Raw genomic sequence first — 25,536 nt, 5'->3', positions numbered from 1 at the left:
CTACTTGAGGAAGTCGGGGATGTCCAGGTCGCTGTCGTCGTCGTCGAAGGACGGGTCGGCGACAGGGGCCGGGGCGGCGACGGGGGTGCTCGCCCAGATCGAGCCGGCCGCAGGGGCGGCGGCGGGAGCCGGGACGGGCTCGGCGGCCGACTCGCTCGCCGAGCTCTGCTGCTGGCGCGGCTGGGCGATCGCGGCCTGAGCGGTCCCGCCCGGCTCTCCGCCGTCGAAGCCCGCGGCGATGACGGTGACGCGCACCTCGTCGCCGAGCGTGTCGTCGATCACGGCACCGAAGATGATGTTCGCCTCGGCGTGCACCGCCTCCTGGACGAGGCGCGCCGCGTCGTTGATCTCGAAGATGCCGAGGTTCGAGCCGCCCTGGATCGAGAGGAGCACGCCGTGCGCGCCGTCGATGCTGGCCTCGAGCAGCGGTGAGGCGACGGCCAGCTCGGCCGCCTTGATCGCGCGATCGGCGCCGCGCGACGAGCCGATGCCCATCAGCGCCGAGCCCGCGCCCTGCATGACCGACTTCACGTCGGCGAAGTCGAGGTTGATCAGGCCGGGCGTGGTGATCAGGTCGGTGATGCCCTGGACGCCGGCGAGGAGCACCTGGTCGGCGGTCGCGAAGGCCTCGAGCATCGAGATGCCGCGGTCGCTGATCTCGAGCAGGCGGTCGTTCGGGACGACGATGAGCGTGTCGACCTCGTTCTTCAGCGTCGCGACGCCGGCCTCGGCCTGCGTCTGCCGACGGCGTCCCTCGAACCCGAAGGGCTTGGTCACGACGCCGATGGTGAGGGCGCCGATCGACTTGGCGATCCGCGCGACGACGGGCGCGCCGCCTGTGCCGGTGCCGCCGCCCTCGCCCGCGGTGACGAAGACCATGTCGGCCCCCGCGAGGACCTCCTCGATCTCCTCGGCGTGGTCCTCGGCGGCGCGGCGGCCGACCTCGGGGTCGGCGCCGGCGCCGAGTCCGCGGGTCAGCTCGCGGCCCACGTCGAGCTTGACGTCGGCGTCGCTGAGCAGGAGCGCCTGGGCGTCCGTGTTGATCGCGATGAATTCGACACCGCGCAGGCCGAGCTCGATCATGCGGTTGACGGCGTTGACGCCGCCACCGCCGATGCCGACGACCTTGATCACGGCGAGGTAGTTCTGGTTTGAAGTCACGTCTCCGGCCTCCGGGCTGAACCTTAAACCTGTAGTTGAGGCTTAAAGTTATGCTGAGTATGCATTTGGGGTTCGGCTCCGACGGTAGGCGGAGTCCGGTCGCGCTCCCAGCAGACACGCCCGCAACGCTCGAAAGAACGCGCGGATCCGCCGCCGGTCAGGGCCGGGGCGCCACGACGGCGGCCTGGGGCGAGGACACGTCGTAAGTGCCGACGACGGCGGGGTCGGTCGCGGCCATCAGCTTCTCGAGCACGACGGCCTTGAGCGCCGACTCGTCCGACCCGCCCCAGACGACTTCCGTGCCGTTCTGCAGGGTGAGCGAGACGTCGTCGCCGGTCGTGGCGGTGGCGGCCGTCACCTGCGGAGCGAGCGACGCGGGCAGGGAGCGCAGCACCCGCGCGGTCGCGCGGAAGCCGGCTCCCGAGGCGTCGCCGGACGCGGTGGTGAGGACCGGGTAGCCGGGCTGCGCCGAGTCCGCCGTCTCGATGACGACTCCGGCCGCGTCCACGAGCTCGAAGCGGCCCCCCGCCGCGATCACGCCGAGGGGCGTGCGCTCGACGATCGACACCACGAGGGTGCTCGGCGGCCGGGTCTGCACCGAGTAGCTCTGGATGAGCGGGGACGCGCCCAGCACGCGGCCGACCTCGTTCCGGTCCACGAGGGTGAGCGGGACGCCGAGCTGGTCGTCGAGCTCGCTCTGCAGGGCGGCGGCGTCGACGCGCTGGGTGCCCGAGATCTCGATCGTGCGCACGGCCATGAGCGGCGAGAAGGCCGCGACTCCGACGATCAGGGCGAGGGCGACGAGCGACCCGGCCACGACCAGGGCGATCAGGCGGCGCCGACGCGCGCGCTTCGTGAAGCGGCGGACCTCCCCCCGCTCGTAGCGCCTCCGCTCGCGGGCGGCCCGGGAGACGGCCCGGTTCTCGGCACCGGGCAGACGCAGGCCCGAGAGGGCGCGGCGGACCGCGCCCGCGCGCGACGGAGTGCGCTCGGCCGGCTCCGGGTCCACGCGGATCGCGGTGACGATCCGGATCGGCTCGGTGTCCGGCTCCGGCTCGCCGCCGCGCGTGGGGACGCTCCGACCGCGCGCCGGAGGGCGTCCGCCGTCGGGCCGCTTCACGGCCGCTCCCCCGCTTCGGGCGCGAGGACCGCGGTCATCGTGCGACCGGCGCGGCCTCGCTCGCGCCGAGCGACTCGAGCACCTGCGGGATGATCCGGTAGACGTCGCCGCAGCCGAGGGTGATGACGAAGTCGCCCTCGCGCGCGATGCCGGCCGTGAGGCGGGCCGCCTCCGCCCAGTCCGGGACGAACGAGACGTGCGACGGGTCGGCGAACTTCTCGCTGACCAGCGCTCCGGTCACTCCGGGCTCCGGATCCTCGCGCGCCCCGTAGACGTCGAGGACGATCGTCTCGTCGGCGTAGCGCTCGAGCGTCTCGGCGAACTCGCGGGCGAAGAGGCGGGTGCGGCTGTAGAGGTGCGGCTGGTGCACGGCGATGATGCGGCCCTCGCCGACCACGGTGCGCGCGGCGGAGAGGGCGGCGGCCACCTCGGTGGGGTGGTGGGCGTAGTCGTCGTAGACGCTGACTCCGCGGACCGCTCCGTGCAGCTCGAAGCGGCGCTCCGTGCCTCCGAACGCCGACACGGCCTCGAGCGAGGCGGCCGGATCGAAGCCCAGGCCCACCAGCACTGCGAACGCGCCGGCCGCGTTGATCGCGTTGTGCCGGCCGGGGATGCGGAGGCGGGCCGAGTAGCGCCTGCCCTCGTACTCGACCGAGAAGCCGACGGGGCCGACGAGGTCGAGGTCGACGACGCGGACGTCCGCCCCCTCGGCCTCGCCGAAGGTCAGCACCCGTCCGCCGTCCAGCCGCTCGGTGACGCGGACGGCGCCGGGGTCGTCGGAGGAGATGACGACGAGCTCGCTCGCGGAGGAGGCGAAGGTGACGAAGGCCTCCTCGAACGCCTCCAGCGATCCGTAGTGGTCGAGGTGGTCCGGGTCGACGTTCGTGATGAGGGCGACCGCGGTGTCGTAGAGGAGGAAGCTGCCGTCCGACTCGTCGGCCTCGACGACGAAGACCTCGCCGGAGCCGGCGGCGGAGGAGGTGCCGAGGCTCTCGATGATGCCGCCGTTGACGAAGCTGGGGTCGGCGTCGACGCCGAGCAGGCCGGTGACGATCATGCCGGTCGACGTGGTCTTGCCGTGCGCTCCGGCCACCGCGACCAGGCGCTTGCCGCGCACCAGCCAGGCGAGGGCCTGCGAGCGGTGCAGCACGGGCAGGCCGCGCTCCTTCGCGAGCAGGTACTCGGGATTGTCGGGCCACAGGGCGGAGGTGACGACGACCGCCTCGGCGTCCCCGAGGTTCGCCGCGTCGTGGCCGATGGCGACCGGGACGCCGAGCTCCCGCAGCTGCTCGATGGGGTGGGACTCGCGGACGTCGGACCCGGTGACCCGGTGCCCGGCGTGGTGGAACAGCCGGGCGATCCCGCTCATCCCGGAGCCGCCGATGCCGATGAAGTGGACCGAGCCGAGCTCGTCGGGGACGGTGATGCCGAGGTCGGGCTTGATCACGGGGCTCTCGCTTTCGGGTGGGTCGCGGCGGGCGGGAGGGGCCTCCCGCGGTGCGCCGGATCAGTGTAGACGGTGGGCGGGAGTGCTCTCACGAGCCGCGCGGAGCGGGCTCAGCGCGGAGCGGAGAGGGTCGACTCGATCAGGTCGACGAGCCGCCCGGAGCCGTCGCGGACTCCCACGCGGGCGGCCCGGCGCGCCATCTCGTCGCGACGGGCGGTGTCGCCCAGGAGCGGTACGAGCTCCCGCTGGACCCAGCCGGGGAGGAAGGCGGCGTCCTCGACGAGGACCGCTCCCCCGGCGTCGACGACGCCGCGCGCGTTGTAGCGCTGCTCGCCGTTGCCGACCGGGTACGGGACGTAGACCGCGGGCAGGCCGAGGGCTGTCAGCTCGCTGACGGTCGCCGCCCCCGCGCGGGAGACGGCCACGTCCGCGGCGGACAGCGCGAGGTCCATCCGGTCGCAGTAGGCGAGGAGGTGGTAGCCGGCCACCCCCGGGTCCGTGATCTCGGCGCGGTCGCCCGTGATGTGGAGGACCTGGAAGCCGGTGGCGACGAGATCCCGGGCGGCGGCGTGCACCGTCGCGTTGATCCGTCGAGCGCCGAGGGAGCCGCCGGTGACCAGGAGGGTCTGCCGGGACGGGTCGAGGCCCAGCGCCGCCATCGCCTCGTCGCGGCGCGCGGCCCGGTCGAGCTCGGCGATCTCGCGGCGCAGCGGCATGCCGACCACCCGCGCGTGCGGCAGGGGCGTGCCCTCGAAGGCCACGCCGACCGAGCGGGTCGCGCGCGCGCCGAGGCGGTTGGCGAGCCCGGGGCGCGCGTTGGCCTCGTGGACGGTGAAGGGGACGCCGGCGCGGCGGGCCGCCAGGTAGGCGGGTGCTGCCGCGTACCCTCCGAAGCCGACCACCGCGTCGATCCGCCGGTCGCGGATCGTCCGGACGATGCCGGCGATGGTCGCGCGGAAGGCTCCGGGGAACCGCAGCGCCGCCGCGTTCGGGCGGCGCGGGAACGGCAGCCGCGGGATCACCGAGAGCTCGTAGCCGCGGAGGGGGACGAGGCGCGCCTCGAGCCCCTCGGCGGTGCCGAGCACGAGCACCTCGTCGTCCGGGTTCCGCCTGCGGATCTCGTCGGCCGTCGCGAGCAGCGGATTGACATGGCCGGCGGTGCCGCCGCCGGCGAGCAGGTAGCGGGTCACTCCGCCGCCGCCTTCCTGCGGCGCAGCACGCCCGCGCCGGGCAGGGGCGCGGTCTGGGTGCGGGCGAAGGAGAGGACGACGCCGATGGCGAGGAGCGAGCTGAGCAGGGCGGTGCCTCCGGAGGAGATCAGCGGCAGCGGGACCCCCAGCACCGGGAGCACCCCCAGGACCACGCCGATGTTGACGAACGCCTGGCCGATCAGCCAGACCATGATCGCGCCGGTGCTGATCCGCACGAACGGATCGGAGGACGCGTGGATGACGCGGAAGAAGGCGACCGCGAGGACCACGAACAGCGCCAGGACGACGATCGCTCCGATCAGCCCGAGCTCCTCGCCGATGATGGCGAAGATGTAGTCGTTGTCCGCGGCGGGCAGCCAGGACCACTTGGCCTTGGAGTTGCCGAGGCCCACGCCGAAGATCCCGCCGGAGGCCATCGCCCAGGTGCCGTGCACCGGCTGCCAGCACGAGTTCTGGTACTCCTCGACGTTGGAGCAGTCGCCGAGGAAGGACATGATCCGGGTGAGGCGGTTGTCGCTGGAGACGGCGAACAGCACCGCTCCGATCGCGCCGACCACCACGATCGGCACGAGGACCTTCATCTGGACGTTCGCGTAGAAGAGTGCGGCGAGGACGATGCCCGCCATGATCACGACCGTGCCCAGGTCGCCTCCGATGAGGACCAGTCCGATCGCTGCGCCGCCGACGATCAGGACGGGGATGAGCGCGTCCTTCCAGTCCTTCGGCGACCGGTAGCGGCGGGCGAGCAGGAGCCCCAGCCAGAGGGCGAGCGCGAGCTTGATGATCTCGGAGGGCTGCATGCTGAAGGCGCCGAGTCGGATCCAGTTGCGGTTCCCGCCGACGGAGTCGCCGAGCGGCGTGAAGAGCACGAGGCACTGGAGGACGCAGCCGGCGATGAGCAGGATCGGCGTCACGCGCTTCCACACGCCGAGGGGCAGCCGCGAGACCACCAGCATCATCGGGATCCCGAGGAGGGCGAATCCGCCCTGGCGCAGGAAGCCGCCGAAGGAGTCGTCGCTCGACACGTAGGAGGTGACCGACGAGGAGGAGAGCACCATCGTCAGTCCGAACAGCACCAGGAAGAGCGTGGTGCCGAAGAGGAGGTAGAAGTTCGGCGAGTGGGAGGCGAAGACCTTCGACAGGACGATCCGCGCGGAGCGGGCCCCGCTCCGGTCCTTCCCGCGCGGCTCAGTGCGCGAGCGGCCCGCGGGGCGGCTCGTCGTCGGAGCGGTCATCGGCTCCCCCTCCCAGGTGTGTCGCCACGGCGGCCGCGAAGGAGCGGCCCCGAGCCGCGTAGTCGAGGAACTGGTCCATCGAGGCCGCGGCGGGTGCGAGCAGGACGACGTCCCCCGAGCGGGCGAGCGTCGCGGCGGCCTCGACGGCCGCCTGCATCACCGCACCAGTGTCGTCCGGCACCGCCTCGCTCACGGGGAGGGCGGGCGCGTGTCGTCGGAATGCTGCGAGCAGCGCCGAGCGGTCGGCGCCGATCACCACGGCGCCCCGCAGGCGGCCGACGTGCGCGGCCACGAGGGCGTCCACGTCGACGCCCTTGAGCAGGCCGCCGACGACCCAGACGACCGACGGGTACGCGCGCAGCGAGGCGTCGGCGGCGTGCGGGTTCGTGGCCTTGGAGTCGTTCACCCAGGTCACCCCGTCGTGCTCGGCGACGACCTGGATGCGGTGGGCGTCGAGCTCGAAGGACGCCAGCGCGGTGCGGACGGCCGTGACCTCGATCCCGCACGCTCGGGAGAGCGCTGCCGCGGCGAGCACGTTCTGGACGATGTGCGGAGCGGCGAGGTTCCGTGCGGCGAGCTCGTCCACGGTGGTGATCTCGAGGGCACTGGTGCGGCGGTCCTCGAGGAAGGCGCGGTCGCAGAGGATGCCGTCGACGATCCCGAAGTCGCTCGGGCCGGGCACGCCGAGGCCGAATCCGATCGCCCGGGCGCCCTCCACCACCTCGGCGTCGAGCACCATCTGCTCGGTCGCCGCGTCGGCGCGGTTGTACACGCAGGCGACGCGGGTGCCGGCGTAGACCTTGCCCTTGGCCGCGCGGTATGCGTCGAACGAGCCGTGCCAGTCGAGGTGGTCGTCGGCGATGTTGAGGCACGCGCTCGCGATCGGCTCGATCGCGCCCAGGTAGTGCAGCTGGTAGCTCGAGAGCTCCACGACGAGGACGTCGAAGCCCTGCGGGTCGCGGACCGCGTCGAGCACGGGCAGGCCGATGTTGCCGCAGGGGGCGGCGCGGAGGCCGCCGGCCACGAGCATCGTCGCCGTGAGCTGGACGGTCGTGGTCTTCCCGTTGGTGCCGGTGACGGCCACCCAGTCCGCCGGAGTGCCATCGGCGCGCACGACCTTGTCGCGGACGCGCCAGGCGAGCTCGACGTCGCCCCACACGGGGATCCCGGACTCCGCCGCCCACACGAGGATCGGGTGCGTCGGCCGGAAGCCGGGCGACACCACGACCAGCTCCGGTGCGAACGCGTGCAGCTCCTCCGGAGCGGAGTCGAGGCGGTCGGCCCGGTGCAGGCGGGCGCCGATCACCTCGAGCAGGCGCTCGCGCTCCTCGTCGGCGCGGTCGGCGAGGACCAGCACCTCGGAGCCGAGCTCGGTCAGGGTGTCGGCCACCGAGAACCCGGTGACGCCCAGGCCCAGCACGGCGACGCGCAGGCCGCGCCAGTCCGAGTGCCAGCTGCTGAGGGAGTCGGGACGGGCGGGATCGGTCATGCCAGCGACAGCCATTCCAGGTAGAAGAGCCCGACTCCGGCGGCGACGAAGATGCCGGCGATGATCCAGAACCGGACCACGACGGTGATCTCGGCCCAGCCCTTGAGCTCGAAGTGGTGGTGGAGCGGGCTCATCAGGAAGATGCGCTTGCCCCGGGTCAGCTTGAAGTAGATCCGCTGGAGGATGACCGAGCCGGTCACGATGACGAACAGGCCGCCGATGAGGATGACCAGCAGCTCGGTGCGGGTGAGGATCGCCAGGGCCGCGAGCGCGCCGCCGAGGCCGAGCGAGCCGGTGTCGCCCATGAAGATCTGCGCCGGCGAGGTGTTCCACCAGAGGAAGCCCACCAGGGCACCGGAGACGGCCGCCGCGATGATGGCCAGGTCGAACGGGTCGCTCACCTGGTAGCACTTGTCGACGACCTCGGGGTTGAGGTGCTGGTCGAAGCACCACTGGTTCGACTGCCAGAACCCGATGATGACGTAGGAGCCGATCGCGAGGATCGAGGACCCGGTCGCGAGTCCGTCGAGCCCGTCGGCGACGTTCACGCCGTTCGACGTGCTGGTGACGATGATGCAGATCCACAGCACGAACAGGCCGATGCCGATCCAGCCGAGGGAGGCGAAGTCGAACGGCAGGTCGCGGATGAACGAGATCGAGGTGGACGCGGGGGTGAGCCCGTTGGAGTCGCGGACCATGATCGCGATCACCGCGAAGGCCGCGGCGACGATGACCTGGCCGGCGATCTTCGCCCAGCCGCCGAGGCCGAGGCTGCGCTGGTTGCGGGTCTTCAGGAAGTCGTCGACGAAGCCGACGAGCCCGAGCCCGACCATCATGAAGAGCACCAGCAGGGCCGACGGCGCGATCGCCCGGTTGCCGAACAGCATCCCGAGGAAGTAGCCGACCACGGTGCCGATGATGATGACGATGCCGCCCATCGTCGCCGTGCCGTGCTTGACGTGGTGCGACTTCGGTCCGTCCTCGCGGATGAACTGGCCCCACTGCAGGCGGTGGAAGAGGCGGATGAACAGGGGCGTCATCAGGAGCGTGAAGGCTCCCGAGAACGCGCCGGACAGGAGGAGTGCCCTCATCGGTGACGCTCCCCGAGACGGTCGGCGAGGAAGCGCAGCCCCGCGGAGTTGGACGACTTGACCAGCACGGTGTCGCCGGGTCGCAGGTAGTCCTCGAGGAGGTCGAACGCCTCGTCGGAGGTCTCCGCGAAGACGGACTCGCCGCTCCACGATCCCTCGCGCTCGGCCGCGACGTGGATCCGGCGGGCGCCTCGGCCCACCACCACGATCTGGGAGATGTTGAGGCGGACGGCCAGCAGGCCCACGCGCTCGTGCTCCTCGTCGGCCCACTCGCCGAGCTCGCTCATCTCTCCCAGGACGGCGACGGTGCGCCCCCCGGGCTTCGCGATCTGGGCGAGGGTGCGCAGGGCGGCCGCGGTGGAGTCGGGACTCGCGTTGTACGCGTCGTTGATGACGCGGACGTCCTCGCCGCCCAGGACCTCCATGCGGCCGCGCTCGGCGAGGGTGACGGTCGCGAGAGCCTCGACGATCGCGGGCAGCGCCACTCCGACAGAGAGCGCGGCGGCGGTCGCCGCGAGGGCGTTCATCACGTGGTGCTCGCCGAGGACGCGCAGCAGGAGCTCGGCGCGAGCGGCCTCGCGGCCCTCCCCCGCCGAGACCTCGATGGCGAAGCGGGTGCCGTCGGCGGTCGCGTCGATGTCGACGGCGCGGACGTCCGCGCTCTCGCCGCGGCCGAACCAGAGGACCCGGGCGGCGGTGCGGCCCGCCATCGAGGCGACCCGGCCGTCGTCGGCGTTCAGCACGGCGACGTCGTCGGCGGTGAGGTCGGCGACCATCTCGGTCTTGGCCTCGAGCGTGCGCTCGATCCCGCCGAACTCGCCGGCGTGCGCGAGGCCCACGGCGAGGACGACGCCGACGTCGGGCCTGGCCATCCGGACGAGGCGGCGGATCTCGCCGACCGCGCTCGCGCCCATCTCGGCGACGAGGAAGCGCGTCGACTCGGACACCTGGAGCATCGTGATCGGCGCGCCGACCTCGTTGTTGAAGGATCCGCGCGGAGCGACCGTCTCGCCGACCCGCTCGAGGACGGTGCGGAGGAGGTTCTTGGTCGTCGTCTTGCCGTTCGAGCCGGTGACGCCGATGACGGTGAGCCCGCCCTTCGCGCGGACGCGCCGGACGACCTCGGTCGCCAGCGCTCCGAGCGCCTCGACGGAGTCGTCGACGAGGACCTGCGGCACGTCGAGGTCGAGCGGGCGCTCCACGATGAGGAGCGCGGCACCGCGCTCGAGAGCGGCGGGAGCGAAGAGGTGGCCGTCGGTGTGCTCGCCGCGCTTGGCGACGAAGATCCCGCCGGGCGCGATCTCGCGGGAGTCGGTCTCGGTCGCTCCGTCGATCACGGTGGCGGCCGTGGCGGACGAGCCGGCCAGGTGGAGGCGTCCGGAGACGGCCTCGGCGATCTCGGTGAGGGTGAGGGCGATCATCTACAGCCAGCCCGCCTCGCGCAGCGCGTGACGGACGTCGTCTCTGGCCGAATACGGCATGTGCACTCCTGCGATCTCCTGGTGGTCCTCGTGGCCGGGCCCGGCGTAGAGGATCGAGTCCCCTTCGCGCGCGAGGGCGACGGCGGCGCGCACGGCGGCGCGCGGGTCGGCGATCTCGTGGATCTCCCGGTCGGGCACGGCGGCCCGGGCACCCTGGAGGAGCGCGGCGCGGATGGCGGCCGGATCCTCCCAGCGCGGGTGGAAGTCGGTGACGACCACGACGTCGGCGAGGCGGGCGGCGATGGCGCCCATGTCGCTCCGCTTGGTCGTGTCGCGGTCCCCGTCCGCCCCGAACACCATGAACAGGCGGCCGGGCGTAATGGTCCGCAGCGCCTCGAGCGCGTTCTGGAACGCGTCGGGGGTGTGGCCGTAGTCGACGTAGACGCGCGGTCCGCGCTCCCCCGAGACGAGCTCGGCGCGGCCCGGGATGTAGACGTCGAGACGGCTGTCCTCGAGCGCGTGCGCGACGGCGTCCAGGTCGAAGCCCGACTCCACCAGCATCACGATCGCCAGCGCCGCGTTGGACGCCATGTACCAGCCGATCAGCGAGACGGTGACGACGACGGAGCGGTTCTCGGGCCCCTCCAGGCGGAAGGTGGTGCTGTCGGCCGTCGCGTCCAGCACCGTCATCGACCAGTCGGCGGGCGTCCTCGGGGCGACTCCGACGACCGGAGAGCCGGCGAGCGTCGCGACGGGGATGCGGCTGCGCTCGGCGAGCTCGCGCCCCCAGGCGCTGTCGACCGTGACGACGCCGCGGCGTGCGCGCTCCGGCTCGAAGAGGTCGGCCTTGGCCTCGAAGTACTCGCGCAGATCGGAGTAGTCGTCGAGGTGGTCGTGGCTGAGGTTCGTGAAGCCGACGACGTCGAAGACGAGGCCGTCGATCCGGTGCCGCGTGAGCGCCTGCGCCGACACCTCGATGGAGACCGCGCGGACGGCGGACTCGCGCATCCGAGCAAGCAGGCCGTGCAGCTCGCTCGCCTCGGGAGTGGTCAGCGAGCTGACCACGGCGACGTCGCCGATCCGGCGCTCGGCGGTGGAGCTGAGGCCGGAGACGACTCCGAGCCGGCGCAGCAGCGCGTCGAGGATGTAGACGACGCTCGTCTTGCCGTTGGTACCCGTCACGCCGAAGAGCGTCGGGACGTCCTCGCGGGTCCGGTGGATCCACGCGGCGACGTCGCCGAGGGCGGCCCGCGGGTCGGGGGTCACCAGCACGGGCAGGCCGCTGTCGGCGGCGAGCTCCGCTCCGGCGGGGTCGGTCAGCACGGCGACGGCTCCGGACGCCGCGGCGGCCGACGCGAAGGCCGCGCCATGGGCACGGCGTCCTGCGACACCGACGTAGAGGTCTCCGGACTCGACCTGGTTCGAGTCCAGCGTGACTCCGCTCACCTCGACGCCCTCGAGGCCGCGGACCGGGCCGAGGGAGAACTCGGCCACGAGCTGCGAGAGGCTCCGCGGCACGGGGTGCTCGGGGCGGAGGGAGGACTGCGGGCGAGGGTCGTGCACTGCCCGCTCTTTCTCTCGTTCTGGTGCGTGGATCGTGGTCCCGGCGGGGCTCACCACGTCGTCGGGTACTCGACGGGCGGCACCGTGGACGGCTCCACCCGGTTGGTCTTGAGCACCTGGGTCATGACCTGCTGGAAGACGGGAGCCGTCGCCTGGGACGTGTTCATCTTAACCGGATCGGCGATGGTGACCGTCACGACGTACTCCGGGTCCTCCGCCGGCGCGAGCCCGGCGAGCGAGACGGTGTAGCTCTTCGAGTAGCCGCCCTTGCCGTCGGGCTGCTGCGCGGTACCGGTCTTGGTGGCGATGTTGTAGCCGTCGACGTGGATGTCGTTCGCCAGCCAGCCCTCGTTGTAGTGCGTCTGCAGCATGTCGACGACCTGCTTCGCGGCCGAGCTCGACACCACCTGGGTGCCCGTCGCATCGGGGACGTCCACGACGGAGCCGTCGGCCGTGGTGCAGCCGTCGATCAGCTGCGACGGGAGCCGCACTCCGCCGTTGCCGAGCGTCTGGTAGATGCTCGCGACCTGCACCGCGGTCGCCGAGACGCCCTGGCCGAACATCGTCGTGTAGTTCGTCTGGTTGTCCCAGTCCTGGTAGTCGGCGAGCAGGCCGCCCTCCTCTCCGGGGAAGCCGCTCGTGGTGGGCGTGCCGAGACCGAACTTCTGCAGGTAGTCGTAGCGGGTCTGGGCCGACAGGCGGGAGCCGAGCATCGAGATGCCGACGTTCGACGAGTCCTTGAGGATGCCGGTCAGCGTGTAGTTCGTCGGGGTGTGCGCGAAGTCGTCGCTGAACGAGGCGCCGTCCTTCTCGAAGGAGTCCGGGACGACGACCTGGGTCGTCGGGCCCGCCTGGCCCTGGTCGATCAGCATCGCGGCCGTCATCGGCTTGAAGGTCGAGCCCGGCTCGAACGGCGCGCGGAAGGCGCGCGAGCTGCGGTCGGCGGAGGCGCTCGCCTCGACGTTGTTGGGGTCGACGGTCGGCGTCTCGGCCACGGCGAGCAGCTTGCCGGTCTTGACCTCCTGCACCACGACGATCCCGTAGCTGCCGCCGACCTCGGCGACGCGCTGCGAGAGGACCTGCTGGGAGTAGTACTGGAGGTCGGAGTCGATGGTGAGCTTCAGCGTCCCGCCGTCGACGGCCGGAGTCTCCGAGACGGTGCTGCCCGGGATCCGGACGTAGTCGGCGCTGCGCTCGTAGCTCTCGGACCCGTTCTGCCCCGCGAGGCAGGTGTTCTCCGCGTACTCCATGCCCTCCTGGGCCGCTCCGTCCGCCCCGACGTAGCCGACGAGGTTGCCGGCCACCGCGCCGTTGGGGTAGCTGCGTCCCTGCTGGGTCTCGAAGTAGGTCCACGGGATGTCGAGCGCGACGAGCTTCTGGTAGGCCTCGAGGTCGAGCCCCTCCGAGAGGATCAGGTAGTTGGCCTTCGCGTCCTTCGCGAGCGCGGCGTCCACCGCTCCGGTGATCTGCTCGACCGACTGCCCGGTGATCGCGCCGATCTCGGAGGCGGCCTGCTGCACGCTGACCATGACCTTCTGGTCCTCGCCCAGCTCGCGCGGGAACTCGGCCACGTTCTTCGGCGAGGTCGTCAGCCGGTAGCGCGTGGTGGTGTCCGCGAGCACCGTCCCGGAGCGGTCCACGATGGGGCCGCGCTGGCCGTAGGTGACGACGCTGTTCGACTGGTTCTGGGCGGCCGCATCGGTGAGCTCGTTCGCCCGCACGATCTGGATGTCCACCAGCTTGCCGATGAAGAGTCCGACGACGGCGACGATGATGACGAACGTGACGGCCGTGCGGCGTCTGCTCGAGCGGTGGTGTCTCACTGCGGCGGTGTCCTTCTTGCTCCGGGCGGGCGGGCCGCCGTTCGTCGGGTCCGGATGGTCGTCGTGCGCCCCGCGGGGCGGGTGCCCGCACGGAGGCGGACCGCGACGCCGTGCGTCAGTGCGTGATGGGCGCGGGCAGCTCGCCCTGCAACGGTACGGCCGCGCCGTCGACAGCCGGGGAGGACGCGCTCGCGCCGGGCTGGAGAGCCGGGACGAGGGCGTTGGGCACGAGCGGCGCGGAGGCGGTGCCCGCGACTTCGCTCGACGCGGCGGAGGAGGGGTCGCCCAGCACGGCACCGTCCGAGAGGCGGAGGTAGACCGGCGCGGTGTTGGCGACCATGCCCAGGCCCTGTGCGGCGGTGGCGAGGTTCTGCGGCGAGCTCAGCGTGTCGACGGCGTCCTGCTTCTCCGCGTTGCTGCGGGTGAGCGACTTCTGCTCGGTCTGCAGCGCCGAGATCTGGTAGGCCCCCTGCGAGAGGCCGACGCTCACCAGGAGCTGGACGACGATGATCGCGAAGAGGCCGGCGACGGCGACGATCCCGTAGACGAGCTTCGGGCGCGACTGCGCCTGACCGGCCGGGACGGCCTCGATGCGGGGGCGGGGCGCCTCCTCCTCGGGGCGTGCTCGGCGGGCGGTGTCGATGACGGCGGGGTCGATGACGGCGGTGGCGCTCATGCGGTGCTCCTGATCCTCTCGGCCGCGCGCAGACGCACGGGTGTCGCTCGGGGGTTGCGGGCCTTCTCGTCGTCGGAGGCGAGCTCGGCTCCGCGGATGACGAGTCGGAACTCGGGTCGGTGCTCCGGCAGCTCCATCGGGAGGCCGGCCGGGGCGGTGGAGGAGGACGCGGCCTGGAGCGCGCGCTTGACGATCCGGTCCTCGAGCGACTGGTACGCCTCGACGACGATCCGCCCGCCCTCGTTGATCCGACCCAGGGCGGCGGGGATCGCCCGCTCGAGGACGGACAGCTCCTGGTTGACCTCGATCCGCAGCGCCTGGAAGACGCGCTTGGCGGGGTGGCCGTTCCGCTGGATCGCGACCGGGGTCGCCGCCTGGATGATCTCGACGAGACGGCCGGAGCGCTCCAGCGGAGCCTCGCGGCGGGCCTCCACGATCTTCTTGGCGTAGCGCGCGGCGAGGCGCTCCTCGCCGTACTCGTGGAAGATGCGGCGCAGGGCGGTCTCGTCGTAGTCGGCGAGGATGCTCGCCGCCGTGAGCGGGGCGGTCGAGTCCATCCGCATGTCCAGCGGCGCGTCCTTGGAGTAGGAGAAGCCGCGCTCGGTCTCGTCGAGCTGGAGCGAGGAGACGCCGAGGTCGAAGAGCGCACCGTCGATCGTGTCGATGCCCAGCTCGTCGAGCACGTCGGGCAGCTCGTCGTAGACGGCGTGCACGAGGTCGATCCGGGAGGCGTGGGCGGAGAGCCGCTCCCCCGCGAGCTGCAGCGCCTCGGGGTCGCGGTCCAGGCCCACGAGGTGCAGGCCGGGGAAGCGCTCGAGCAGCGCGAGCGAGTGCCCGCCCATGCCGAGCGTCGCGTCGACGACGACCGCCCCGTCGCGCTCCAGCGCCGGAGCGAGGAGCTCGACACAGCGCTCGAGCAGCACCGGGAGGTGCCGCTCCTCGGTCGGGCGCGGAGCGTCCTTCGGAGTGTTCTCTGCCATGGCGGTCCCGCCGTTCCCGTTCCTGTCGTCCGATCCCCATCCACCTCGCGTCCGGACACCGGGGAAGGTGCGTCCGGGCGCCGAGTGGCTGGGAGTCGCGCGACAGGACCTAGAACAGGCCGGGGATCACCTCCTCCTGGGTGTCGGAGAACACGGACTCCTGCTCCTGCAGGTAGGTCTCCCAGGCGCCCTGCGCCCAGATCTCGGCGCGGTTGCCCGCTCCGATGACGGTGAGGTCGCGGTCGAGGCCCGCGTACGCACGCAGCGGAGCCGGGAGGGTCACGCGGTTCTGCTTGTCCGGCGTCTCGGCGCTCGCGCCCGAGAGGAACACCCGGAGGAAGTCCCGCGCCTGCTTGCTGGTCACCGGCGCCTGCCGGATCTTCTCGTGCATCACCTCGAACTCGGCCTGGCTGAACACGTACAGGCACCGCTCCTGGCCGCGCGTGACGACGACTCCGGAGGAGAGCTCGTCGCGGAACTTGGCGGGGAGGATCACGCGGCCCTTCTCGTCGAGCTTGGGGGAATACGTGCCGAGGAACACGGACTGCCCCCCACTTCTTCCGGCCAAGGATGGTGTGTCCTCCACAGTACTCCACTTCCCCCCACTCACAACCCCGGCGCGGCGCGGGGCGCGCCGGAGAGGCCCAGGTCATCCGCGTGTTTCCGCGGAATCGCGACAGTGGGGCGAAGTGGAGGGGGAAGGCCGCGGGAGGGAGGCCGCGGGCACGAAAAAAGGGCCGATCCGTGAGGATCGACCCTGTGGTGGAGCGGAGGGGGGCTAGCCGCGCCCGTCTCCGCGGTTGTCCCACCTGTCGTTCAGACGGTCCATGAAGCCGGACCCCTGGCGGTTGCCCGAGCGGGGCTTCGACGGACGGCCGACGTCGGGCAGGCCGGGCTCGGAGGAGCCGCCGGCGGCCGGGCGCATGGCCACGATCACGCCGCCGAGCATGAAGGCGAACCCGAGGATGCCGACGAGGGGCTGGCGCACGACCACTCCCGCGACGAGCACGGCGAGACCGAGGATGCCGAGGAGGATGCCGAGCACGAGGGCCCGGTAGTTGGTGCCGCCGCGTCCCTTGCCGACCGCCGCCACGAAATCGGCGTCGTTCTGGTAGAGGTTCCGCTCCATCTCATCGAGGAGCCGTTGCTCGTGTTCCGAAAGCGGCATCGTGACCCCTTCAGGGTGCGGCGTCGACCCTTTCGGGGATCGGCACCGGAATAGGCGGCGTCTGGGCTCGACCGGTCGGGCGGCGCTTCAGTGTAGACCGAGCCCGACGCAGGCACCAGGCACCTTCGGTGCATAGGCTGGTCGGGTGAACCACAGCTCTCGACTGGTCGATCGCGTCCAGCTCCGAATCGATGAATTCCTCACCGGGCGCACGCCAATTCTGCGCTCCATAGGAGAGGACGTCTCCGCCCTCGGCGACCTTTCGCGGGACTTTCTCAGCGGGGGCAAGCGGTTCCGCGCGCGCTTCTGCGAGGCGGGCTGGAACGCGGTGTCGAGCACCTCGAGCGAGGCCCATCCGAGCGGCTCCGATCCGATCGCGAGGGTGGGCGCCGGGCTGGAGCTGTTCCACGCCGCCGCCCTCGTCCACGACGACGTGATCGACAACTCCGACACCCGCCGCGGCGCTCCCGCGGCGCACCGGCGCTTCTCCTCCTTCCACGCCGACGGCGGCTGGACCGGCGACCGCGACGAGTTCGGCCGCTCCTCCGCGATCCTCCTCGGCGACCTCCTCCTGGTCTGGTCGGACGAGATCTTCGCCGCGGCGGAGTGGTCGCTCGGGGATCGAGTCGCGGCCGAGCGCGCGCGCGCCGAGTTCAACCTGATGCGCACCGAGGTCACGCTGGGCCAGTACCTCGACATCCTCGAGGAGAGCGCGTGGGTGCAGCACCCCGAGCACGAGCACCTGCAGCGGGCGGAGCGGGTGGTGGTCTACAAGAGCGCGAAGTACAGCATCGAGGCGCCGCTGGTGATCGGCGGCTCCCTCGCCGGCGGCGACGACGCTCAGCTGGACGCCCTGCGCCGCTTCGGGCTCCCGGTCGGGATCGCCTTCCAGCTGCGCGACGACGTCCTCGGAGTCTTCGGCGACCCGGCAGTGACGGGCAAGCCGGCCGGCGACGATCTGCGGGAGGGCAAGCGCACCGTGCTGCTCGGCCTCGCCCGCGGCGCGTGCTCGCCGGGCGAGCGGGCCGAGCTCGACGCGGTCGTGGGCCGGAACGACGCCGACGCGGCGTCCATCGCGCGGGCGCAGGAGATCATCGCGGGCAGCGGCGCCCTCGAGCGGCTCGAGGAGCGCATCGACCAGGAGGTGGCCGCGGCGATCGCGGTCCTCCCCGACGCGCCGCTCCGCACGGAGGGCGTGGCGGAGCTGCGCGAGCTGGCCGCCCAGGTCACGGTCCGCACCTCCTAGGAGCGGACCGGCGGGATCAGGCCAGGGCCTGGGCGACCCGCCGGACCTCGGCCTTGCGGCCGGCGCGGAGGGCGACGATCGGGCTCGTGCCCAGGCTCTCCTCGACCGTCAGCATCCAGTCGACCGCCTCGTCGTCGGTGAACCCGGAGTCGGCGAGCAGGATCGCGGTGCCGCGGATCTCGCTCATCGGCTCCCCGTCGCGGAGGAAGAGGGCGGGGACCTTCAGCACGCCGTCGCGGCGGGTGCCGAGCAGGTGGCGCTCCTCGAGGAGGCGGCGGACCCGGCCGGCGCCGAGCCCGGTCAGCTCCACGAGGTCGGGGACGGTCAGCCACTCGAGCTCGGAATCGGTCGAGGTGGCGGGGGCAGCGGACGAGTCGGTCACGCGTCAAGACTGCCACGAGCCCGGAGGGCCGCCAACTGCGGGCGCCGCGGAGAAGGAGCCGAGCCCGTCCTGCGCCGCCCGGGCGTCGCTCACCGGTTCCCCCGGGGGTCTTGCCTAGACTCGTCGCGTGACCACCAGCCAGCTCGACCCTCTCCTCGGCCGTCTCGTCGACGGCCGGTACGAGGTGCGCTCGAGGATCGCCCGCGGCGGCATGGCGACGGTCTACCTCGCGCACGACCAGCGCCTCGAGCGCCGCGTGGCGATGAAGGTCATGCACGGCCACCTCTCCGACGACGCGACGTTCAAGAACCGCTTCGTCCAGGAGGCGCGCTCCGCCGCCCGTCTCGCCCACCCGAACGTGGTCAGCGTCTTCGACCAGGGCCAGGACTCGGACATGGCCTACCTGGTGATGGAGTACCTCCCCGGGATCACCCTGCGCGACCTGCTCAAGGAGCGCGGCCGGCTGACCGCCCAGCAGGTCGTCGACATCATGCACTCCGTGCTCTCGGGTCTCGCCGCCGCGCACCGCGCCGGGATCCTCCACCGCGACCTCAAGCCCGAGAACGTGCTCCTCGCCGACGACGGCCGGATCAAGATCGGCGACTTCGGCCTCGCGCGCGCCGCCTCCGCCAACACCGCCTCCGGTCAGGCCCTCCTCGGCACGATCGCCTACCTCTCCCCCGAGCTGGTCACGCGGGGCACCGCCGACACCCGCAGCGACATCTACGCCATCGGGATCATGATCTACGAGATGCTCACCGGAGAGCAGCCCTTCACGGGCGAGCAGCCGATGCAGATCGCGTACCAGCACGCGAACGACTCCGTCCCGTACCCCAGCGCGTCGGTCGCCTCCGTCCCCACCTCGCTCGACGAGCTCGTCCTCTGGGCGACCGAGCGCGACCCGGACATGCGGCCCCGCGACGCCGGTGTCATGCTCGCGCAGCTGCTCGAGGCCGAGCGGCTCATGGGCATCACACCGAGCGACCGCCGCGGCGACACGCAGGCGGTCACCCCGCTCCCGGCGCCCGTCGCCGATCCGGCGCCCGCGACGGCCGTCTTCGATACGGCGGAGCCCGGGCAGACCTCGGTCTTCGACCCGGCGCCGGCCCCCGGAGCGGTGCTCGTGGTCGACGAGGACGACGACACCGTCGCCCGGCTCGCGAGCAGGCGCCGCGTCCGACGGCGCCGCGGCGTCCTGCTCACGGTGGTCGTCCTCCTCCTGGCGCTCATCGGCGGCGGGACGGCCTGGTGGTTCGGCGAGGGACCCGGCGCGATCGTGTCGATCCCGGACGTCGTCAGCCAGTCGCAGCAGGACGCGACGGCCCAGCTGCAGGCGCAGGGCTTCGAGGTGCAGCCGCAGGAGACGCCCGACCTCACCGTGCCCGCGGGGACGGTGGTGAGCTCCGATCCGCCCGGCGGGCAGGGGGTGCACAAGGGCTCCGTCATCACGCTGACCGTCTCGAGCGGGCCGCGCCAGCTGCCGGTCCCGTCGCTCGCCGGCCTCTCGGAGGCCGACGCTGCCGCCGCGGTGACGGGCGGCTCCTTCACCGTCGGCGACGTCTCGAAGATCTTCGACGCCGACGTCGACGCGGGTGTGGTCGTCTCCGCCTCGCTGCCTGACGGATCGGCGCTGCCCGAGACGATGTCCGAGACCAGCACCATCGCGATGGTGGTGAGCCTCGGACCGATCCCGAACGTCGTCGGCCTCTCGATCGACGACGCGACGGCGAAGGCGGAGGCGGCCGGTCTCGCCCTCGACCGCAGCGGCGAGGACTGGAGCGACACCGTGGCCGCGGGCGTCGTCCTCACGCAGGCGAACCCGGAGGCGCCCGCCGTGACCGGCGACACCGTCTCGGTCGTCGTGTCGAAGGGGCCCGAGCCCGTCGCCGTGCCGAACGTCGTGGGGATGAACCGCGACGAGGCGAAGGCGGCCCTCGAGGCGGCGGACCTGTCGTGGAGCTACTCCCTGACGACGCTCGGCCCGCTGATCGACGCGGCGCCGAACGAGCTGACCAAGGTCACGAACCAGTCCAACAAGGCCGGCGATCTCGTGCAGCGCGGCACGACGATCCAGCTGTCGATCACCATCACGACCTGACGCCGCCGGTCGAGCCCTCAACGAAGACTCGACCGGCGGTCGGGGTCGGATCAGATCGCGCGGCCCCGGAGCTCCTCCGCCACGAGGAACGCGAGCTCGAGCGACTGCATGTGGTTGAGGCGCGGGTCGCAGACCGACTCGTACCGGGTGGCGAGCGTCGCCTCGTCGATGTGCTCCGAGCCGCCGAGGCACTCGGTGACGTCGTCGCCCGTGAGCTCGACGTGGATGCCGCCCGGGTGCGTCCCCGCGGCGCGGTGCGCCTCGAAGAAGCCCTTGACCTCGTCGACCACGTCGTCGAAGCGACGGGTCTTGTAGCCGGTCGGCGTCGTCAGGCCGTTGCCGTGCATCGGATCGGTCACCCACAGCGGCAGGGCGTCGCTCCGCTTGACGGCCTCGAGCAGCGGCGGGAGGGCGTCGCGGATCCTCCCGGCACCCATGCGGGTGATGAAGGTGAGGCGGCCGGGCTCCCGCTCGGGGTCGAGCTTGTCGATCAGCTCGAGCATCGTCTCGGGCGTGGTCGACGGGCCGAGCTTCACGCCGATCGGGTTGCGCACCCGCGACAGGAAGTCGACATGCGCGCCGTCGAGCTCGCGGGTGCGCTCGCCGATCCAGATGAAGTGGCTGGAGGTGTTGTACGGCGTGCCGGTCCGCGAGTCGATGCGCGTCATGGGGCGCTCGTAGTCCATCAGCAGGCCCTCGTGGCCGGTGTAGAACTCGGTGCGCTTCATGCCCTCGAAGTCGGCCCCGCACGCCACCATGAACTTGACCGCGCGGTCGATCTCGCGGGCCAGCTGCTCGTAGCGCTGGTTCTGCGGGTTCTCGGTGAAGCCCTTGTTCCAGTAGTGGACGAGGCGCAGGTCGGCGAATCCGCCCTGCGTGAAGGCGCGGATGAGGTTCAGCGTCGAGGCGGCGGTGTGGTAGCCCTGCACGATGCGGCGCGGGTCCGCGGCGCGCGACTCCGGGGTGAAGTCGTAGCCGTTGACGATGTCGCCGCGGTAGGCGGGCAGGGTCACGTCGCCGCGGGTCTCGAGGTCGCTCGAGCGCGGCTTCGCGAACTGGCCGGCCATCCGGCCCATCTTGATGACGGGCATGCTCGCGCCGTAGGTCAGGACGACGGCCATCTGCAGCACGGTCTTGACGCGGTTCCGGATCTGCTCGGCGGTCGCTCCGGCGAAGGTCTCGGCGCAGTCGCCGCCCTGCAGGAGGAACGCCTCGCCGCGGGCCGCGGCTCCGAGACGCTCGCGGAGCTGGTCCACCTCGCCGGCGAAGACCAGCGGAGGGAGCGCGGCCACCTCGGCGGACGCCGCTCGCACGGCCTCCGCATCGGGCCACTGCGGCTGCTGCTTGATCTCGAGCTCGCGCCAATAGTCCAGGCCGGCGACCACGGAGGGGGCGGCGAGGACGTACGGTTCGTTCGGATCGATGACCACGAGGGTGTTCCCGGTTCTGACGGGCGCCAGCGGCGCGCGGAGGGCCTCCGTCCGGACGGACGGCAGCGGTTGACGAGCTTATCGCCTGGCAGGGCGCTCGGCCGGGAGGGGGCCCCGGCGTCGAGCGCGCGCTCAGCGGGTGAGGGCCGCGCGCTTCTCCTTGACCGAGGTCGCGTAGACGTCGAGGTACTCCTGGCCGCTCAGGGCGAGGAGCTCGTACATGATCTCGTCGGTGATCGAGCGGAGGATGAACCGGTCGCCCTCCATGCCCTCGAAGCGGCTGAAGTCGAGCGGCTCCCCGAAGACGATGCCGATGCGGCCCAGCTTCGGCAGGCGCTTGCCGATGGGCATGATGCGCGCCGTGTCGATCATGGCGACCGGGATGACGGGCACGCGGGCCTCGAGGACCATGCGGGCGACTCCGGTGCGGCCGCGGTACATGCGGCCGTCGGGGCTGCGCGTGCCCTCGGGATAGATGCCCAGGGCGTGGCCGCCCGCGAGGACGCGGAGTCCCGTGTTGAGCGAGGCCTCCGACGCCTTGCCGCCGGAGCGGTCGATGGGCAGCATCCCCGTGGCGGTGAAGAACGTCCGCGTCGCCCAGCCCTTGAGGCCCTTGCCGGTGAAGTAGTCGCTCTTGGCGAGGAAGACCATGTTCCGCTCGATCACCAGCGGGAGGATCACGGAGTCGATGAAGGAGAGGTGGTTGCTCGCGAGGATCACGCCGCCGTTCTGCGGCACCTTGTCGGCACCGACCACCCACGGCCGGAAGATCGTCTTCAGGAGCGGGCCCGCGACGATGTGCTTCATGAACCAGTAGAACATCGGGCTCCTCGGCGGTGCGGCGGATCGGGTGCGGCGGGTGCCGCTAGAGGGAGCTCGCGTGCAGGCGCGCCAGGTCGGCGGCCCCCACGACTCCGGCGTCGTTGACGAGCTCCGCGATGCGGAACTCGGGCTCGGGGTGGTAGCCCCGGGCGGGGAGGTTGTCGAGGTAGGCCTGGCGGATGGGGTCCAGCAGGAGGTCGCCCGCCTGCGCCACTCCGCCGCCGATGACGAACATCTGCGGGTCGAGGACGGCGCTCAGGCTGGCCGCCGCCTCGCCCAGCCAGTGGCCGAGCTGTCGCAGCGCCGCGAGGGCGCCGAGGTCGCCGGCGGTGATCAGCTCGGAGATGAGGTGGCCGTTCAGCTCGCCGCCGTTGCGGGCGCGGGCGTCGGCGATGCCCTGGCCGATCCCGCCCGCGTCGGCCAGCTCGCCGGCGAAGCGCTGGAGCGCGCGGCCCGAGCCGTACTGCTCGATGCAGCCGCGGGCGCCGCAGCCGCAGGGCAGGCCTCCGGGGACGACGCGCATGTGCCCGATCTCGGCCGCTGCGCCGAAGCCGCCGCGCAGGAGCCGGTCGTTGATGACGATCGCGCCACCCACTCCGGTTCCGATGGTGAGCATCAGCATGTCGCTGACGAGGCGGCCCGAGCCGTAGCGGAACTCGGCCCAGCCGGCGGCGTTCGCATCGTTCTCGATGATGATCGGCAGGTCGATGCGGGCCGAGAGCTTCTCGCGGAAGGGCTCGTTGCGCCAGTTGATGTTCGGGGCGTAGTAGACGATCGACTGCGAGGCGTCGATGAAGCCGGCGGCGGCGACTCCGACCGCGGAGACGTCTCCCGGGAGCAGGCCGGAGCGCAGATGCTCGACCATCTCGACCACGACGTCGACGATCAGCTCGGGGTGCCCGGCGGGAGTGGGCCGACGGTCCTCGCGGAGGATCCCCCCGAACTCGTCGACCAGGGCTCCGGCGATCTTCGTGCCGCCGATGTCGATCCCGATCGCGTGCACGCGAACCGCCTTCCCGTCGCCACCGGCGCGGCAGCGTCGGCGGGCCGCCCTGAGCGGCGGCCAGGACGAGTGTAGTGACCGCGAGCGCTCCGATGCGGCTCAGCGGCGAGACCCGGCGACGCGTGTCGGCCCTCCTCGCGGAGCCACCCCTGGATCGTTACCCTGAACGGATCCACAGCTTGCGCCGCGCCGGTAGGGTGGAGACGACGTTCATTCAGGTACCGAAGGAGTTGCCGTGGACCAGTTCGATTCCCCCCTGGTGGTTCCGGCCGATCCCCAGGCCAACACGACCGCCCTCCTGCTGGACCGCGTCCGCGAGACGCCCGATCGCCCGCTCTTCGCGCTGCCCGACGGCGACGGCTGGCGCGATGTGACGGCGCAGGAGTTCCTCGACCAGGTCACGGCCCTCGCGAAGGGCTTCGTCGCCGCCGGCCTCGAGCCGGGCGAGAAGGTCGGGCTGATCTGCAAGACGCGCTACGAGTGGACGCTGATCGACTTCGCCGTCTGGTTCGCCGGCGGGGTCCTCGTCCCGGTGTACGAGACCTCCTCCCCCGCGCAGGTGCAGTGGAACCTCGCCGACTCCGGCGCGCACGCCGTGATCGTCGAGACCCCCGAGCACTTCGCCCGCTTCGACGAGATCCGCGCCGACCTTCCCGAGGTCCGACTCGCCTGGCAGATCGGGCTGGGCGATCTGGACAAGCTCGTCGCGCGCGGCGGCGACGTGCCGGACGCCGAGATCGAGCGCCGCCGCTCGATGGCGACCGGCACCGACATCGCGACGATCATCTACACCTCCGGCTCCACCGGCCGCCCCAAGGGCTGCATCATCCGGCACTCGAACTTCGTCGAGCTCAGCCGCAACTCGGCGGTCGCCCTGACGGAGCTGATCCACCAGCCCGGCGCGTCGACGCTGCTGTTCATCACCACCGCGCACGTGTTCGCCCGCTTCATCGCGATCCTCTGCGTGCACGGCGGGGTGAAGGTGGGGCACCAGGCCGACACCAGGCAGCTGCTCCCCTCGCTCGCGTCCTTCAAGCCGACGTTCCTCCTGGCCGTGCCGCGCGTGTTCGAGAAGGTCTACAACTCCGCCGAGCAGAAGGCCGAAGCCGGGGGGAAGGGGAAGATCTTCCGCCGCGCGGCCGACGTCGCCGTCGCCCACTCGATGGCACTCGAGGCGGGCTCGGTGCCGCTCGCTCTGAAGCTGCAGTTCCTCCTCTTCGACCGGCTCGTCTACTCGAAGCTGCGCACCGCCATGGGCGGGAACGTCCGCTTCGCCGTGTCCGGCTCGGCGCCGCTGGGAGACCGGCTCGGGCACTTCTTCCACAGCCTCGGCATCAAGATCCTCGAGGGCTACGGCCTCACGGAGACGACGGCGCCCGCCACCGTCAACCGCACCGAGCGGTTCAAGATCGGCTCGGTGGGCCCGGCGATGCCCGGGGTCTCGATCCGGATCGCGGGCGACGGCGAGATCCAGGTGCGCGGCATCGACGTCTTCGGCGGCTACTGGAACAACGAGGCGGCGACGGCCGAGTCGTTCGACGGCGAGTGGTTCCGCACGGGCGACCTCGGGACCCTGGACGAGGACGGGTACCTGCGCGTCACCGGGCGGAAGAAGGAGATCATCGTCACCGCCGGCGGCAAGAACGTCGCTCCGGCGGCGCTGGAGGATCCGATCCGCGCGAACCCGCTGGTCGGCCAGGTCGTCGTCGTCGGCGACCAGCGCCCGTTCATCGCCGCACTGGTCACGCTCGACTCCGAGATGCTGCCGACGTGGCTCGCGAACAACGGGCAGGACAAGGGCCTCTCACTCGAGGACGCGGCCGTGAACCCGGTCGTTCTGGCCGAGGTGCAGCGGGCCGTCGATGCGGCGAACGAGCGCGTGTCCCGTGCAGAGTCGATCCGGAAGTTCGTGATCCTCCCGACCGAGTTCACGGAGGCGAGCGGTCACCTGACTCCGAAGATGAGCATCAAGCGCAACGTCATCCTCGCCGACTTCGCCGACACCATCGCCGCCGTCTACTCCGCCGCCCCCGCCACCGAGGGCATCTCCCTCCGCTGACCCCGCGCTCTCCCGCCGTCACCAGCAGGCCGTCCCGATCGCAGCCGCCTCCGAGACAGCGCGCCCAGCTCTATCCCGTCGGCGGAACGCCCGACGCTCTCCTCGACGCGC

At 71.9% G+C, this 25,536-nt stretch carries 21 protein-coding genes; 3 read left to right on the top strand and 18 right to left on the bottom strand.

The window, feature by feature from the left end; translation table 11 throughout:
- The 14 genes from ftsZ to C5B92_RS09200 all read right to left on the bottom strand — a co-directional run bounded on the left by ftsZ (position 1) and on the right by C5B92_RS09200 (position 16,385).
- Complete coding sequence (ftsZ, locus tag C5B92_RS09265) at positions 1–1,161, bottom strand: cell division protein FtsZ (RefSeq protein WP_104256179.1); 1,161 nt, start codon at positions 1,159–1,161, stop codon at positions 1–3.
- 157 nt (positions 1,162–1,318) lie between these two features.
- Positions 1,319–2,281: a cell division protein FtsQ/DivIB gene (locus tag C5B92_RS09260; RefSeq protein WP_104256180.1), complete on the bottom strand. Its 963-nt coding sequence runs from the start codon at positions 2,279–2,281 to the stop codon at positions 1,319–1,321.
- A gap of 34 nt (positions 2,282–2,315) precedes the next feature.
- On the bottom strand, positions 2,316–3,728 hold the full coding sequence (murC, locus tag C5B92_RS09255; protein WP_104233346.1) for a UDP-N-acetylmuramate--L-alanine ligase: 1,413 nt from the start codon (positions 3,726–3,728) through the stop codon (positions 2,316–2,318).
- A 110-nt stretch (positions 3,729–3,838) separates the two neighbouring features.
- Positions 3,839–4,918: an undecaprenyldiphospho-muramoylpentapeptide beta-N-acetylglucosaminyltransferase gene (gene murG, locus C5B92_RS09250; protein ID WP_104269151.1), complete on the bottom strand. Its 1,080-nt coding sequence runs from the start codon at positions 4,916–4,918 to the stop codon at positions 3,839–3,841.
- Entirely contained in the window at positions 4,915–6,174 is a 1,260-nt protein-coding gene (gene ftsW / locus C5B92_RS09245) for a putative lipid II flippase FtsW (RefSeq protein WP_104222593.1), read from the bottom strand. Before ftsW ends, murG begins: the two co-directional genes overlap by 4 nt.
- Complete coding sequence (murD, locus tag C5B92_RS09240; protein WP_104350316.1) at positions 6,128–7,663, bottom strand: UDP-N-acetylmuramoyl-L-alanine--D-glutamate ligase; 1,536 nt, start codon at positions 7,661–7,663, stop codon at positions 6,128–6,130. Before murD ends, ftsW begins: the two co-directional genes overlap by 47 nt.
- The gene (gene mraY / locus C5B92_RS09235) at positions 7,660–8,754 is read right to left on the bottom strand and encodes a phospho-N-acetylmuramoyl-pentapeptide-transferase (RefSeq protein WP_104222591.1); all 1,095 of its coding nucleotides are present in this window, start codon (positions 8,752–8,754) and stop codon (positions 7,660–7,662) included. Before mraY ends, murD begins: the two co-directional genes overlap by 4 nt.
- On the bottom strand, positions 8,751–10,175 hold the full coding sequence (gene murF, locus C5B92_RS09230) for a UDP-N-acetylmuramoyl-tripeptide--D-alanyl-D-alanine ligase (protein WP_104222590.1): 1,425 nt from the start codon (positions 10,173–10,175) through the stop codon (positions 8,751–8,753). Before murF ends, mraY begins: the two co-directional genes overlap by 4 nt.
- Positions 10,176–11,738, bottom strand: a complete 1,563-nt coding sequence (locus tag C5B92_RS09225; protein WP_104350315.1) for a Mur ligase family protein — start codon at positions 11,736–11,738, stop codon at positions 10,176–10,178.
- A gap of 50 nt (positions 11,739–11,788) precedes the next feature.
- Positions 11,789–13,561, bottom strand: coding sequence for a penicillin-binding protein 2 (locus C5B92_RS09220; RefSeq protein ID WP_244229623.1), 1,773 nt, complete (start codon positions 13,559–13,561; stop codon positions 11,789–11,791).
- Positions 13,562–13,676: 115 nt separating this feature from the next.
- Positions 13,677–14,237: a hypothetical protein gene (locus C5B92_RS09215; RefSeq protein ID WP_104222588.1), complete on the bottom strand. Its 561-nt coding sequence runs from the start codon at positions 14,235–14,237 to the stop codon at positions 13,677–13,679.
- Complete coding sequence (rsmH, locus tag C5B92_RS09210) at positions 14,234–15,217, bottom strand: 16S rRNA (cytosine(1402)-N(4))-methyltransferase RsmH (protein ID WP_104255491.1); 984 nt, start codon at positions 15,215–15,217, stop codon at positions 14,234–14,236. Before rsmH ends, C5B92_RS09215 begins: the two co-directional genes overlap by 4 nt.
- 109 nt (positions 15,218–15,326) lie before the next feature.
- A complete protein-coding gene (gene mraZ, locus C5B92_RS09205) occupies positions 15,327–15,758 on the bottom strand; it encodes a division/cell wall cluster transcriptional repressor MraZ (protein ID WP_104222586.1) in 432 nt (143 codons plus the stop codon).
- A 237-nt stretch (positions 15,759–15,995) separates the two neighbouring features.
- On the bottom strand, positions 15,996–16,385 hold the full coding sequence (locus C5B92_RS09200) for a DUF3040 domain-containing protein (RefSeq protein ID WP_104233350.1): 390 nt from the start codon (positions 16,383–16,385) through the stop codon (positions 15,996–15,998).
- A 145-nt stretch (positions 16,386–16,530) separates the two neighbouring features.
- Here C5B92_RS09200 and C5B92_RS09195 point away from each other — a divergent pair, with 145 nt between their 5' ends.
- A complete protein-coding gene (locus C5B92_RS09195) occupies positions 16,531–17,631 on the top strand; it encodes a polyprenyl synthetase family protein (protein WP_104238695.1) in 1,101 nt (366 codons plus the stop codon).
- A gap of 16 nt (positions 17,632–17,647) precedes the next feature.
- On the opposite strand, the gene C5B92_RS09190 is transcribed toward C5B92_RS09195, so the two are convergent.
- On the bottom strand, positions 17,648–18,013 hold the full coding sequence (locus tag C5B92_RS09190; RefSeq protein ID WP_104238694.1) for an Rv2175c family DNA-binding protein: 366 nt from the start codon (positions 18,011–18,013) through the stop codon (positions 17,648–17,650).
- Positions 18,014–18,140: 127 nt separating this feature from the next.
- Here C5B92_RS09190 and pknB point away from each other — a divergent pair, with 127 nt between their 5' ends.
- Positions 18,141–20,111 (top strand): Stk1 family PASTA domain-containing Ser/Thr kinase, encoded by a 1,971-nt coding sequence (gene pknB / locus C5B92_RS09185; RefSeq protein ID WP_104350314.1) that lies wholly within the window; start codon positions 18,141–18,143, stop codon positions 20,109–20,111.
- Between the two features lie 50 nt (positions 20,112–20,161).
- On the opposite strand, the gene C5B92_RS09180 is transcribed toward pknB, so the two are convergent.
- From C5B92_RS09180 to C5B92_RS09170, 3 genes are all read right to left on the bottom strand, one after another.
- Positions 20,162–21,496 (bottom strand): class II 3-deoxy-7-phosphoheptulonate synthase, encoded by a 1,335-nt coding sequence (locus tag C5B92_RS09180; protein ID WP_104222617.1) that lies wholly within the window; start codon positions 21,494–21,496, stop codon positions 20,162–20,164.
- Positions 21,497–21,673: 177 nt separating this feature from the next.
- Entirely contained in the window at positions 21,674–22,363 is a 690-nt protein-coding gene (locus C5B92_RS09175; protein ID WP_104222581.1) for a 1-acyl-sn-glycerol-3-phosphate acyltransferase, read from the bottom strand.
- A 43-nt stretch (positions 22,364–22,406) separates the two neighbouring features.
- A complete protein-coding gene (locus tag C5B92_RS09170; RefSeq protein WP_104222580.1) occupies positions 22,407–23,366 on the bottom strand; it encodes an ROK family glucokinase in 960 nt (319 codons plus the stop codon).
- Positions 23,367–23,601: 235 nt separating this feature from the next.
- On the opposite strand from C5B92_RS09170, the gene C5B92_RS09165 reads away from it, so the two are divergent.
- Positions 23,602–25,425 carry a long-chain fatty acid--CoA ligase gene (locus tag C5B92_RS09165; protein WP_104274101.1) on the top strand — a complete coding sequence of 608 codons (1,824 nt, stop codon included), beginning with the start codon at positions 23,602–23,604 and terminating at the stop codon, positions 25,423–25,425.
- Positions 25,426–25,536: the final 111 nt, after the last annotated feature.

The sequence above is a fragment of the Rathayibacter sp. AY1A4 genome (genome assembly GCF_002930955.1).
GTDB lineage: Bacteria > Actinomycetota > Actinomycetes > Actinomycetales > Microbacteriaceae > Rathayibacter.
The sequence above is the reverse complement of the archived record's forward strand: the minus strand, read 5'-3'. Positions and strand labels throughout refer to the sequence as shown.

Coding starts and splice junctions, on each gene's coding strand:
- ftsW (WP_104222593.1), bottom strand. CDS start 6,174: ATGACCGCTCCGACGACGAGCCGCCCCGCGGGCCGCTCGCGCACTGAG.
- murD (WP_104350316.1), bottom strand. CDS start 7,663: ATGACCGATCCCGCCCGTCCCGACTCCCTCAGCAGCTGGCACTCGGAC.
- mraY (WP_104222591.1), bottom strand. CDS start 8,754: ATGAGGGCACTCCTCCTGTCCGGCGCGTTCTCGGGAGCCTTCACGCTC.
- murF (WP_104222590.1), bottom strand. CDS start 10,175: ATGATCGCCCTCACCCTCACCGAGATCGCCGAGGCCGTCTCCGGACGC.
- C5B92_RS09215 (WP_104222588.1), bottom strand. CDS start 14,237: ATGAGCGCCACCGCCGTCATCGACCCCGCCGTCATCGACACCGCCCGC.
- rsmH (WP_104255491.1), bottom strand. CDS start 15,217: ATGGCAGAGAACACTCCGAAGGACGCTCCGCGCCCGACCGAGGAGCGG.
- C5B92_RS09200 (WP_104233350.1), bottom strand. CDS start 16,385: ATGCCGCTTTCGGAACACGAGCAACGGCTCCTCGATGAGATGGAGCGG.
- C5B92_RS09175 (WP_104222581.1), bottom strand. CDS start 22,363: ATGTTCTACTGGTTCATGAAGCACATCGTCGCGGGCCCGCTCCTGAAG.